Below are 12,792 nucleotides of genomic sequence, written 5' to 3' on the forward strand. Positions count from 1 at the left end.
CAAAATTGATTATTGCATAAACCATGAAGGCTAAAAGCCCCACAATAACCGGTATAAGAAGGCTCTGCGATATCACATGCAAAGCCGCTGCTAACATATCACTTCCAGGAACTACCACCATTGTATATCACCTCATTTTTGTATTAAATCACTCTGCTCCTTTGCCCTGTAAAATCCAGTAAACAATAGAATAATTACAACTACTGATGCATAAATAAGTGTTCTAACAGAGGGCACGTTTACAGGGCTCATTGGAGATTTTAAAACTGTATCTATATTTGGGATCAAAATAGCAAACGCTAAAAAAAATAATCCAACAAAAAGCATGAAATTTCCAAGTAAAACAGGGAATGGTTTTTTTGAGATTCTGATTATTGCACCAGATGCAAAATAGAATGCTACTATTGTAAAACTTAAATAAATGGCCGCATACTGCCCTATAAATGCTGTAGAAACTCCCGTAAATGGAGATGCAAGCACTATTGCTGCTAAAACCGCTCCAAAACAGCAGGGGCACAGTGCAATCATAGCTGCATTTAATACTTTAGAACTGTTTTTACCATGCAGTTTCCATTCTCTAAGGGTGTAGAAGCCCGTATAAGTGATTATAAGTGCCAGGGCCATGAATATAACAAAACTATATTCATTTACTACTTTGTACACCATATCTGCATGTTCTGAGATTAAAAATGTCAAAATATATATTCCTGCACCATAATTTGCTGCTATTACTCCGACTGATTTTTTTGAAAGTCCAGCAAATCCTGTTACAAGCCCTATTTTAACACCGAATACTAAAATTGCCAATAATATTCCAAATTGCCATAATAACTCTAACATTTTGATCAAATCAATTTTACATTTTTTTATGTTTGAAGGTTTCTAAAAATAAGAAATGGAGGTGTTACTCCTGATTGTACATAGCAGATTATATAGGTGTGAAAAGGGGCTCTCCAAATTTGTCTTTACCGAAGTTACCAATTATCCCCTGTCCCTGAGTAGATATTAAGAAGCTAACGAAATTTTCAGCGTCTTCAATATTAGTATGGCTGTGTTTCTGTGGATTCACTGGTATTGCTGTGTAAACGTTCAGTAAATCGCTTCCTGTTGTTACTAAAGGTACAAGCCTTATTTTATCCCCTTTAGAAAATGCAAGGAATGTCCCTGAATCAGTTAAAGTGTACGCTTTTAGATTATCTGCTATTGTTAAAGTAGTTCCCATTCCTGTACCGCTTTCTCTGTACCACAATGTGGCATTTCTAATACTGGTATGGTTTACTCCAGCAAGGCCCCATATTCTTATTTCTCTACTATGAGTACCTGATGTATCACCACGGGATACGAATTTAACCCTATCTGGAGTTTTATTACCTTCTTCAGCTATTTTTTTAAACCCTGATGTAGCGCTTGGACCCTTAATACCTGCAGGATCATCTGCGGGGCCAACTACCCAGAAGTGGTTGTAAGCAAATTCTGTACGCCTTGTACCAAATCCGGCCTTCACAAAATTTTCTTCTCTGGTTTTATCGTGGACAAGAAGAAGATCCACGTCCCCTTTTTCACCGTGCCCTATAGCTATACCTGTACCTGCAGCTATTATATGCACGTCGACAGGGTATTTTTTCTCAAATGCACTTTCTATTTCATCTAAAAGTTTTGTATCATACAAACTTGTTGTAGTTGAAATTTTAAGTGTTCTTTTTGGAACATTGTTGGTATCTTTCCTGGCTTCTCCAGGGCCTGTTCCAGTTCCAGATTGTGGTTTATTCGTGATTCCGGTCCGGTTTGTAGTCTCAGTTATATTCCTGGTTCCTGTCTGGCTTGTATTCCCAGTTATATTTCCAGTTCCATTAGTGCTGTTGTTCCCTGTACCTTGAGGATCATTTAGAACAACTTCTCTAAATGCTGGCATATCAGAACCAGGTTTAGAACTATTTAAAAATGATTCTGCATAGACTCCTATTCCTGCAATAAGTACTATTAAAATAGTGATTATCACGGTTGTTCTATCCTTCATGTTTAACCTCCATATTAAATTATATAATGAGTTTAATTGAAATGTATATATAAACATATTGATTTTTTTATAGGAGATTTTTCAACCTTAATTTACTTTTCTAATTATTTCACTGAGTTTATGGAAATGTATTATATAAACATTGGATAATACTACTGAAGATTTTGGAAAATATCCACAAAATCTCATCTGAAAACAAATATACAGCTTTAAAGCAAATTTCAAAATGGTCGGTTCATACGTCTTATTTTAAGAATATTGGATTTCAATGTTTAAAATAAGCTTATTAAAAAAATAAAAGAAAATTTAGAAGCTAAATTGCTCTTTCCCCTCTTTCACAAGTTCTTATTCTTATAACGTCTTCTACTGGGGATATGAATATTTTTCCATCCCCAATATCTCCAGTTTTCGCTGTTTTGACTATTGTCTTGACTATATCTTCCACATCAGTATCTGGAATATAGTAAAAAGTCCTATTAGGTGCAGGACTTGCTAGTGCTTAGTAATGTCAATTATAATTTAGATATAAAAAAGAATAGTTATGATAATAATTTTGAATTTATCAAAAAAAAAATGCAAATTTATTTAGTTAAAAGAGATGTTAATTAAAAATTTAAAAAAAAAGAAAAACTCCAGTTAATATTTAACAGGAGCTTTCGAAATTCTTCGAATTTTGATGCCCGGACACAAAGCCGTCGAAAAATCAAAGATTTTTCGGGCAGTCAAAATTCTCTGAATTTTGACAGTGTCCGACGGCCGTACGAAACTTTCGAAATCTTTGATTTCGAATGCCCGAACACGAAGTGTTCGCGGCTAAAGTTTCGTGGCCCCGAACACTCCGTGTCCGACGGCTTCTAAACCAGCCATTTTAACGCCAGTTAAAAGGGATGATTCCACAGTAAGAGCACGTAAATCATCTTTTTCAAGTTTTTGTAAGTCTGTATTTCCAGCTTGTTGAGTTAACATGCATGCTTCCTCAGTCATTGCTTCTATGTATCTTGCTACCTTTTTACCGCTTTCCATGTAATCAAGGCGTCTTCTAAGTTGTGGATTTTGAGTTGCAATGCCTTTTCTGCAGGTTCCAGCATAACACATCTGGCAGACTCTGCATCCAATTGAGACAAGAGCAGAAGTAGCTATGTAGACTGCATCAGCACCTAAAGCAATTGCTTTTGCAACATCGGCACCATTTCTTATACCTCCACCAGCTACAAGACTTACCTTTTTACGTAAGTTAACATGTTTTAATGCTTCATCAGCTTCCACAATGGCAGCAATTGTTGGAATACCTGAATGTTCTGTTACCACATCTGGCCCAGCACCTGTTCCTCCCTGCATACCGTCTACAACGATTATATCTGCACCTGCCTTTGCAGCAATTTTCACGTCATCGCTTACTCTTCCAGAGGTGAATTTAACAATAATAGGCACTTTCCAGTCGGTTATTTCCCTCAACTGGTCTATTTTCATGTTCAAATCTTCGGGTCCAACAATGTCCATGTGTCTTGCTGGACTTAAAGCATCTGCACCTTCTTCTATCTTCCTAATTCTGGAGACTTCTGCAGTGACCTTTTCGCCTAAAAGGTGTCCTCCCATGCCTGACTTTGCTCCCTGACCTATTTTAATCTCAACTGCTTCAGAGTTGTTCAGGTAATCTGCTGATACTCCAAATCTTCCTGAAGCGTACTGTGCTATGAGCTTTTTTGCGTATTTCCGCTCTTCTGGAAGCATTCCTCCTTCTCCAGTGTTGGTTGCTGTCCCTGCAAGTGTTGCACCCATGGCAAGCGCTATTTTTGCCTCTTTACTTAAGGCACCAAATGACATTGCTGCAATCATAATTGGAGTGTCCAGTTCAAGAGGGTTTTCTGCATATCTATCTCCTAATGTTACTTTTGTGTTGCAGGGTTCCCTGTATTTGTCGATGGGCGGTCTTGAGACCTGGGCCGGGACAATTACAAGATCATCGAAAGTTGGAACTACTCTTGTGGCTCCACAACCCCTTACTTTGTAACTTCCTTCTCTGGATTTTCTGTTTATTTCCACAAGGTCTGAAAATGACCAGACATTTCTTCTATCCTCCACCACAGCATTTACTTCTATTGCATCATTTGGACACATTTCTTCGCATATTCTGCATCCAACACAATTTTCATGATGTATAGGGTAAGATTCATCATCAATTATTTCGTAAACATCATGAGGACAGTTATTATAACAGGAATAACAGTTTTTACAGAGTTCTTCATCTCGATCATCACACATGTACCAGCAGCAGCCAGGTCTATCAAAGTCTCTTCTGCAAAGTTCCCTGCTTTTTTCAATTTTAAATGGCAATTAACTTCCTCCCTCAACTTGTACTTTTAAGTGATTCAAAAATTGAACATGCTGAGTATTTTGTTCCTGATGCTTTTAATACATCTCCAATATTATCTGTAAGTTTTGCTTCAGCTTTCCAGGGTTTTGAAATGTTTTTATCTACAACAATTACATCATCTGCAATTTTCTTTGATAATATGTAGGTTAAAAGTGCTGTAGCCACTCCTCCATCCTGTCCTTCTACTCTTCTTGCTTTTGCAGATAATATATTGATATATCTTCCAAGTGGGGTTTTATCTGATTCTATGCTTAGAATTTCGTCTGGAACATAGGTTCTTGGACATGTCACATAGCAGATATTGCATCCTTCAGGACATTCTCCTTTAATTTGAGGTTTTCTATCTCTAATTTCAATTATATCCTCTGGACAGACATAAACACATGTACCACAGAGTACGCAGGCACCAATATCTATTACATCTCCTTTTAAATCGTTGAACTGACAGTCAGAGACTTCTTTGATAAATTCTTCCCCTGCCATTTGCCTTCTGTATAATACCGGCCTTGCTACATTTTCTCTTTTACTAATTTCTGCTTTATTCTCACTTTTTTTTTCATTTGCAAGCTTTTCTATTATTTTAAACCCGCCTTCACCGATTGGTTTTGTTTCTAGGTAATTCTCGTTTTCTGCAGCTTCAATAAGTTCAAGACCTTTATCTGTCCTTATTATTACAGTTGACCACCCTTCTGGGGAACCTGCAGATCCTATGGATACATCTGACTGTTCTGATGTAAAATCCATGCAAATCTTACAGTTTTTTCGCATGCATTTTTTTGCCTTATTCAGGGGGATTTTAACCACTTTGTCTTCTGTTAAATGGAGCCAGAGATGTCCTTTTTCTATTCTAAACTGTGTAACATCGTTTATGTCCACATCGTATTCTTTAAGCAGTTCCCTCATGTAGGAATATGAAAAGTTCTCCATGCAAAAAAGCCCAATTTTAATGTCTACAGGGAATTTTTCCATGTAATTACTCATTTTTGCTGCTGCAAGAATCTGGCACGGTGTTCCTACCATTGCAACCTTTTTGTTTATAGTTTGAATAATGCTGCCCCCTTATCCTTCCTCTGATTCCCTACCGTAGAAGGGTCTTTTACTTCTTGGAACTATTTTTTTGAAGTCATTATATTTATCTTCCTCTAATTCGAATCCATAAACAGGTAATAGTTCTTTAAGTTCATTTTTATCGTTATCGTCAATTTCTTCAATTTTAGCGTTTTTACCAAGGCTTTTAATGTTCCCAAGAATGTACATAGCTCCCCTAATAATTGATTCGCCAGCATCATCTGATACATCTCCAAGAACTATAATGCGCCCCCCCATCATGAAAAGCCCACTCATAAATCCAGAGTTCCCACCAATTATGATGGTACCGTTTTTCATTATTTCTCCAGTTCTGGAACCTGTATTTTTCCGTACAACTACTGTACCGCCGTATATCCCCTGTCCAACACCGTCTCCAGCTGTACCATCTATTATAACTTCTCCATCAGTCATATTATCTGCAGGAAACCACCCTGCGTTCCCAGTTATGTGTATTTTTGCACCATCTATCATGGTACCTGCAAAATAACCTGCAGAACCATCAATCAAGATTTCAACATCGTCTGTAAGTCCTGCAACCATGTAATGCATTGCATTTGGGTTTTTAATAATGATCCGGTCATATTTCCTGGCAGCCTGCTTTACAGCACGATTTAAATCCCTTGGAACCATTGAATTAGCATCAATCTCTATTTCCTTCATGAAATCACCTAATTGTATATGCTCTTGATTCTCCTGGTGATATTTGATCTATCTGGTTAGTCTCCATCACAGCACGTAGAGAAACCTCTTCAGAGGCTATAGCAAACACTTCGTTATTTTCAGCAAGAACACCGGGTCTAAGTCCTAACTGGTCTTTTGCTATTCCCACACCATCTGGTGTCCCCACAATGTATGAAAACGGCCCGTCCATGTCTTTTACAGACTGCTCCAGTGCTTCTTCAAGTTTGTAGTCTTCATGGAGTTTATCTGCTATGTAGTGCACAATACATTCAGTATCGTTGTTGGTCTCGAAGATATGTCCTTTTCTCTCAAGCGGATCTCTTATTTTCCAGTAATTTGTAATCTGTCCGTTGTGCACCACAGTAATGTCTGGGATAATGTAACTCTGGAATGGATGTGCATGATAACGGTCTACTATACTTTCGGTTGAAAAGCGAGTATGACCAATCGCATGAGTCCCCATTTTTGAATATGTATCATATCTATCTGCAATTTCTTTTACAGAACCCACATCCTTTATCATTTCAAATGAGTGGCTTCCATTAAGTACGACCACATCTTCTAACTTATCTATATCCATAATAAGAGGTTTAAGCTCTTCAAATGAGTTTAATGCTATTTTACACCTGTAGATACTGTAATTTTCTACTGATGGAATTATTTCTTCCTTTTCAATTGGTGTAACCGCATTAACGGTTTCTTTTACCTCTTGAAGAAGACCTGATCTTTCTTTTACTTCTATGTTTAATAGATATTCATGATCTCCTAAACCCAGGCCTCCATATATGGAAAAACCTGCAGAATCTGGTCCTCTGTGTTGTAGGGCATCAAGCATTCTGGTCATGATTTCCCCTACTGGATGTAATTTTTTGTCTTTAAATACAACTCCTGCTATTCCGCACAATTTAATACCTCCTTTATGAAGTATCTGTGGATTCGTGTATTGCCTGTAAGCTCTGGATGAAATGCTGTGGCAATATGTTTCCCACTTTTTACTGCAATAATTTTATTCTGATATTTTGAGAGCACATCAACATTGTTTCCCACTTTTTCAATGTAAGGCGCTCTAATAAACACGCCTTTGAATTTTTCACCTAATATTTCTATTTCATCTTCAAATGACGCTTTTTGCCGGCCGAAAGCATTTCTTTTAACTTCCATATCGATTAGTCCAAGTAACGGCTGCTTGTAATCGGTTTTTTTTGCAAGAAGCACCATTCCGGCACATGTCCCCATTACCGGAATCTTTTTTTCAATAATCAGTTTCATAATGCCTGTGTTTTCCATTAATTTACCTATAACTGTACTTTCTCCACCAGAAATTATTATCCCGTCACATCTTGAAACTTCTTCACAGGTTTTCACCTTTAAAACACGAGCTTTAATTTCCATATCTTTTAGTGTTTGACTGGTGATATCAAAATGTTCAGAAACGTCTCCCTGTAAATTTAAGATGCCAATCCTGACCATGTTTCTTCCCCTTCATTTTGACTTTGATAATCTAAGCTGGTACTAATTTGAAAATAATATAGATATGATACCTCAATTTTTAGAAAAATCTATGAAAGATAAATTTTAATCTCATTTTTGTACAATGTTCAAAATATTACCTGTAATCTATCGTATAACTGAACATGTATATAAACCTTTTCACTGTAAACCTTTAAAATTATTATTTCACTTCTTTTTTCCATAAGTTTAATATATACATAAGAAATAAAAATTCAAAACAAGGATCAACTTTTAACAGGCATTAATGAGGAGTGAAATAATGAGTAAATTAACAATTCTATTAATTGTAATTGTTATCATGGCTGCAGGGGTTACAGGATATATTTTTGGGTCTCAAAACTCTCAAAGCGTGCCTATAACGCTTATTAATAATACAACAGATGATGATTCAGGGTCTTCACCTTCAGAATTAACAAAGACAAGAAAAAACACCACAAAGCTTAAAACAAATACTACAGTTAAAAAGAATACTACAGCAACTAACACAACAACTAACAGTACGTCAGAGACAAATGGTACAAACTCTACTCCATAACTGGAATATAACTTCTATTTTTCATTTAATTCAGTTTTTTCATTATTTTCCTGGTTTCATTTTTAACCACTTCTGCAGCTTTCAGGAAACCTTTTCTTTCTTCTTCACTCATTTTAATCTGCAATATTCCTTTAATTCCATCTATCCCAAGCTTAACAGGTACTCCAAGGCAGACATCTTTAATATTTTCGATTTCTCCATCTAAATAGGCACTTACAGTTAGAATTTTATTTTCATCATTTAATATGGTAGTAACGATATTGAGAATTGCAAAAGCAGGCCCATATTCAGTTGCTCCTTTTTTACCAATTATATTGCTGCCTGCATTTTTCACATTTTCTATAGTTTTTTTAATATCAAATGGTTTGTAAGAGGTAAAATAATCCCATGCAGAATAATATTCAATAGGAATACCTCCAATGGATGTTGAACTTATTAACGGGACCATATGTGGTCCGTGCTGGCCTATTATTCTTGTATGAATCTCGCTTACATGCACGTGGAAGTGTTTTGCCATATAATTTTTAAATCTGAGAGAATCAAGGTGATTTCCAAGTCCAAAAACCCTGTTTTTCTTAAATCCAGAAGTTTTTAAGGCTACGCATGTCATTACATCAACAGGATTGGTTACTACAAGTATTATGGAATCTGGAGCAAATTCTGCAATTTTCTTAGAATATTCTGCCACTATCTGTGCATTCCAGGTTCCAAGGTCTTCTCTTTCCATCCCGGGCTTCCTTGAAGTTCCCGCAGTTAAAACAACCACATTAGATTCTCTGATTTCTTCAAGTTTCGAAGAAGTTTTTATGGAAACATAAATTCCCTTTGCAGCAAGTGCATCATATATATCCAGTGATTCACCATGTATTTTACATAAGCTTTCTTCCCGGGCAATAAGCACTAATTCATTTACAGAGTTCTCTTCAGCCAGACAGAATGCTGCTGCTCTCCCTACCCTTCCTGTTGCACCGATTATACTGACTTTCAAATATTACACTTCCTGAAAGTTATAAAATTTTAATTAAATAGAAATGTATCTGTCACTTTAATTATTAAAATTAGTTATTATTTTTAAAAAAATTAAAATAAGGAGGTATTTTTCTAAACAGCCTCTTTAATGAAATAATATCCTTTCTAGTGAACCTTTTTCAATGACACTGCTGCCACTTTTTTAACGAAACTGCTTTTATCTTCAAGTGCCCTGTTTAAGGGCTCAACAGCTCGTTTGTCGCCTAATTCTCCCAGAGAATATGCTGCCCCACTTCTTACAAAACCACTTTCATCATCCAGTAAGCTAACAAGTGGCTCAAAAGCATCTTTATTTTTAATTTTACCCAGTGCCCATGCTGCACCTCCCCTAACTCTCCAATTATCATCATTTAATGATGATATAAGTGGTTTTACTGCAGGGTTTCCAATCTGTGCAAGTGCACCAGACGCCGCCCTCCTCACCAATTTATTCCTATCGTTCATAGCATTTATAAGTGGACTAACAGCTCTTTCATCCCCAATAACTCCAAGTGTAAGCGCAGCTCCTCGCCTAACCATTTTGTTGGGGTCTTTTAGAGCATCAATAAGATTTTCAACTGCTGGTTCACCTATTTCTTCAAGGAGTCCCATGTTTTGATGCTGTACAAGTCCATCATCATCCTTCAAATTCTGGATCAGTCTTTTAATGTTTTCTTCTCTTTCCATTTTTTATAAACCCCTGTCATTTACTTTATTTCCAGTGAATTTCCTTAAAATGATTTATTATATATTTTAATCATGATTTACATTTTTTCTATGTATATTTTTGTCTTTAAAGTACATATAATTAATCCTGGAGAAGTTGAAAAAATGGATAGAAACTATTTAACTACGATCTTCGATAATAACTTTTAAATGAATACTTGGTGATTAAATGCATAATATAACAGTAATTCCAGGGGACGGAATTGGAAAAGAGGTCGTGGAAGCATCAATACTGGTTTTAGATGCTCTGGACATAGATTTTAATTATAAAATTGCCCCTGCTGGCATGGGGTGTTTTAAAAAAACAGGAACCACAGTTCCTGAAGAAACAGTTAAACTGGCAAAAAAATCAGATGCAACACTTTTTGGAGCTGTTACAACTGTTCCTTACAAGAAAAGTGCTATTATAACTCTTAGAAAAGAACTTGATCTTTATGCAAATATAAGGCCTGTCAGGTCATATCCGGGGGTTAAAAGTCTCTATAATGATCTGAATTTCGTGATTGTGAGGGAAAATACAGAAGGGCTTTACACTGGTATTGAAGAGGAAACAGAGGAGGGTGCAACAGCTTTAAGCGTTACTACAAGGAAAGCAAGTGAAAGGATCTGCAGGTTTGCATTCGAATATGCAAAAAAAACAGGTAGAAGCAAAGTCACTGCAGTTCACAAGGCTAATGTGCTTAAAAAAACTGATGGGTTATTCAAAGAAACATTCTACAAAGTGGCTGAGGATTTCAGCGGCATTGAAACTGACGACCGTTATGTGGACGCTACAGCAATGTTTTTCATCACAAATCCGTACATGTTTGATGTAATAGTAACCACAAATCTATTTGGAGATATCCTCTCAGATGAAGGCGCCGGACTTGTTGGAGGCCTTGGATTAGCTCCTTCAGCTAATATTGGAGATAATAATGCATTATTTGAGCCTGTTCATGGATCAGGCCCGGATATAGCAGGAAAAGGTATTGCTAATCCCTCAGCTATGATACTATCTTCTATAATGATGTTAAATTACTTAAAAGAGCATGAAGCTGCACGTGTCAGTGAAAATGCATTGAAAAATGTATTAATTGAGGGCAAAGTCCTCACACCAGATTTTGGTGGAAACGCATCTACAATGGAAATGGCTCACGAAATACGTTCAAAAATAATATAAACAGATATTTTTAGTTATTTAATTTGATACCAGGCTTATCCGGGTAAAATCCGTAAAGTAATACTGGAAATCATCTTTGAAATTTTAGAAAAATTTAAGAACAAGGTAACAGTAAGTTTTATATTAACACAGGAACATAATTCCCATAAATTAAGGGCGGTATACTATATCATCTTTTTAGGGTCATTGAAACTGTTCATCCATGAGAATCTAAAAGACGCCCTTAATCAGTTTATATAATGCTTAAGAACTTTTTATTAATAGGAGGTGTTTTTATTAAAACCACAATTAGTGTAATTAAAGCAGATGTTGGAAGTATTGCCGGGCATGGATTGGCTCATCCAGCCTTACTTGCAAAATGTGAAGAACTCCTTGCTAGGGCAAAGGAAGAAGAACTCCTTATAGATTATTATGTAACCAACTGTGGGGACGACACAGAACTCATAATGACTCATAGACAGGGCGAAGAAAACGAAGAAATACACAAATTAGCGTTTACAGCATTTACAGAAGCAACAGCAGTTGCAAAAGAGTTAAAATTATATGGTGCAGGTCAGGACCTTCTCTCTGACACATTCTCAGGAAACATTAAAGGAATGGGTCCAGGGGTTGCAGAAATGGAATTTAAAGAAAGGCCAAGCGACCCTGTAATTGTATTCTGCTGTGATAAGACAGAACCTGGTGCATTTAACATGCCCATATTTAAAATGTTTGCAGACCCGTTCACCACAGCAGGGCTTGTAATAGACCCATCACTTCATGGCGGATTTGAATTTGAAATATATGATGTTATGGAACACAAAAAAGTAACATTGAGCTGTCCTGACGAAATGTACGATTTACTGGCACTTTTAGGTACAATAAGCAGATATGTCATAAAACGTGTAAGAAGAAGAAGCGACAATGAAATAGCTGCATCTGTAAGCACAGAAAGATTAAACCTCATGGCTGGAAAATATGTTGGAAAAGATGACCCTGTTGCAGTTGTAAGGTCACAATCAGGATTTCCGGCAGCTGGAGAAGTTGTGGAACCATTTGCATTCCCTCATTTAGTAGGAGGATGGATGAGAGGTTCACATAACGGCCCATTAATGCCTGTAGCACAGAAAAATGCATATCCCGTAAGATTTGATGGCCCTCCACGGGTAATGGCACTCGGCTTCCAGATTGCAGAAGGTAAACTTGTGGGACCGGCTGATATGTTTGATGACCCTGCATATGATAGATCAAGGGAACTTGCATCTGAAATAGCAGAATACATGAGAAGACACGGCCCATTTGAACCACACAGGTTACCTGCAGATGAAATGGAGTATACAACTCTTCCTGGAGTTATGGAAAAATTAGGAGAAAGATTTGAGGATATAGAGTAATCCTCAAAATTCTACTAATTTTGTGGTTTAGAAACCGTAGGTTTCTTCAACCCCAAAAAAATTTTAATTTCTTTTTTTAAAGTCGTTATTTTCAATGTAAAATAGTTTGAGAATTTTAAACATACATTTCATTGCTATCTACTTTTTTTGATTCCCTATTTAAGCTGAGATTCACTGAATATCTTCATTCATTTACAGGCCAGGGTTGTGAACTTAACCAAAATCAATGCCATTATACATTTTTCAGAGGCTTGAAAAGTACTCTTGATACTAAAAGCATAATTTTATTATTAATGATGCAATAAGTATTATTATGGT

Annotated in this window: 12 protein-coding genes and 1 pseudogene; 3 read left to right on the forward strand and 10 right to left on the reverse strand. The window is 36.4% G+C overall.

What is annotated here, in order from left to right; genetic code table 11:
- Positions 1–132: 132 nt before the first annotated feature.
- The 8 genes and pseudogenes from PQ963_07000 to pdxT all read right to left on the reverse strand — a co-directional run bounded on the left by PQ963_07000 (position 133) and on the right by pdxT (position 7,631).
- Positions 133–840 (reverse strand): DUF2162 domain-containing protein, encoded by a 708-nt coding sequence (locus PQ963_07000; GenBank protein ID MEN4029408.1) that lies wholly within the window; start codon positions 838–840, stop codon positions 133–135.
- Positions 841–928: 88 nt separating this feature from the next.
- Positions 929–2,017, reverse strand: coding sequence for a substrate-binding domain-containing protein (locus PQ963_07005; protein MEN4029409.1), 1,089 nt, complete (start codon positions 2,015–2,017; stop codon positions 929–931).
- 313 nt (positions 2,018–2,330) lie between these two features.
- Positions 2,331–2,471: pseudogene (locus tag PQ963_07010) on the reverse strand (P-II family nitrogen regulator).
- A gap of 359 nt (positions 2,472–2,830) precedes the next feature.
- Complete coding sequence (locus tag PQ963_07015) at positions 2,831–4,351, reverse strand: glutamate synthase-related protein (protein ID MEN4029410.1); 1,521 nt, start codon at positions 4,349–4,351, stop codon at positions 2,831–2,833.
- Between the two features lie 13 nt (positions 4,352–4,364).
- The gene (locus PQ963_07020) at positions 4,365–5,411 is read right to left on the reverse strand and encodes a Coenzyme F420 hydrogenase/dehydrogenase, beta subunit C-terminal domain (GenBank protein ID MEN4029411.1); all 1,047 of its coding nucleotides are present in this window, start codon (positions 5,409–5,411) and stop codon (positions 4,365–4,367) included.
- Positions 5,412–5,450: 39 nt separating this feature from the next.
- Complete coding sequence (locus PQ963_07025) at positions 5,451–6,140, reverse strand: GXGXG domain-containing protein (GenBank protein ID MEN4029412.1); 690 nt, start codon at positions 6,138–6,140, stop codon at positions 5,451–5,453.
- 4 nt (positions 6,141–6,144) lie between these two features.
- Positions 6,145–7,065, reverse strand: a complete 921-nt coding sequence (locus tag PQ963_07030) for a glutamine amidotransferase (GenBank protein ID MEN4029413.1) — start codon at positions 7,063–7,065, stop codon at positions 6,145–6,147.
- Positions 7,053–7,631, reverse strand: coding sequence for a pyridoxal 5'-phosphate synthase glutaminase subunit PdxT (gene pdxT / locus PQ963_07035; protein MEN4029414.1), 579 nt, complete (start codon positions 7,629–7,631; stop codon positions 7,053–7,055). The genes PQ963_07030 and pdxT overlap by 13 nt, the downstream gene beginning before the upstream one ends.
- Positions 7,632–7,932: 301 nt before the next feature.
- Between pdxT and PQ963_07040 the strand changes: the two genes are divergently transcribed.
- Positions 7,933–8,208, forward strand: a complete 276-nt coding sequence (locus PQ963_07040; GenBank protein MEN4029415.1) for a hypothetical protein — start codon at positions 7,933–7,935, stop codon at positions 8,206–8,208.
- Between the two features lie 25 nt (positions 8,209–8,233).
- Here the strand turns inward: PQ963_07040 and PQ963_07045 are convergent, their stop codons facing one another.
- Positions 8,234–9,196, reverse strand: coding sequence for a malate dehydrogenase (locus PQ963_07045; protein ID MEN4029416.1), 963 nt, complete (start codon positions 9,194–9,196; stop codon positions 8,234–8,236).
- Positions 9,197–9,342: 146 nt separating this feature from the next.
- Entirely contained in the window at positions 9,343–9,903 is a 561-nt protein-coding gene (locus PQ963_07050; GenBank protein MEN4029417.1) for a HEAT repeat domain-containing protein, read from the reverse strand.
- Between the two features lie 208 nt (positions 9,904–10,111).
- Here PQ963_07050 and aksF point away from each other — a divergent pair, with 208 nt between their 5' ends.
- Positions 10,112–11,101, forward strand: a complete 990-nt coding sequence (gene aksF, locus PQ963_07055; GenBank protein MEN4029418.1) for a homoisocitrate dehydrogenase — start codon at positions 10,112–10,114, stop codon at positions 11,099–11,101.
- 275 nt (positions 11,102–11,376) lie between these two features.
- The gene (gene fbp, locus PQ963_07060; protein MEN4029419.1) at positions 11,377–12,474 is read left to right on the forward strand and encodes a fructose-1,6-bisphosphate aldolase/phosphatase; all 1,098 of its coding nucleotides are present in this window, start codon (positions 11,377–11,379) and stop codon (positions 12,472–12,474) included.
- Positions 12,475–12,792: the final 318 nt, after the last annotated feature.

This window comes from Methanobacterium sp. (assembly GCA_039666455.1).
Classification (GTDB): domain Archaea; phylum Methanobacteriota; class Methanobacteria; order Methanobacteriales; family Methanobacteriaceae; genus Methanobacterium_D.

Excerpts from the sequence above, each read along its gene's own strand:
- PQ963_07005 (MEN4029409.1), bottom strand. The coding sequence starts at position 2,017 with ATGAAGGATAGAACAACCGTGATAATCACTATTTTAATAGTACTTATT.
- PQ963_07020 (MEN4029411.1), bottom strand. The coding sequence starts at position 5,411 with ATGGTAGGAACACCGTGCCAGATTCTTGCAGCAGCAAAAATGAGTAAT.
- PQ963_07025 (MEN4029412.1), bottom strand. The coding sequence starts at position 6,140 with ATGAAGGAAATAGAGATTGATGCTAATTCAATGGTTCCAAGGGATTTA.
- PQ963_07000 (MEN4029408.1), bottom strand. The coding sequence starts at position 840 with ATGTTAGAGTTATTATGGCAATTTGGAATATTATTGGCAATTTTAGTA.
- PQ963_07040 (MEN4029415.1), top strand. The coding sequence starts at position 7,933 with ATGAGTAAATTAACAATTCTATTAATTGTAATTGTTATCATGGCTGCA.
- aksF (MEN4029418.1), top strand. The coding sequence starts at position 10,112 with ATGCATAATATAACAGTAATTCCAGGGGACGGAATTGGAAAAGAGGTC.
- PQ963_07050 (MEN4029417.1), bottom strand. The coding sequence starts at position 9,903 with ATGGAAAGAGAAGAAAACATTAAAAGACTGATCCAGAATTTGAAGGAT.
- pdxT (MEN4029414.1), bottom strand. The coding sequence starts at position 7,631 with ATGGTCAGGATTGGCATCTTAAATTTACAGGGAGACGTTTCTGAACAT.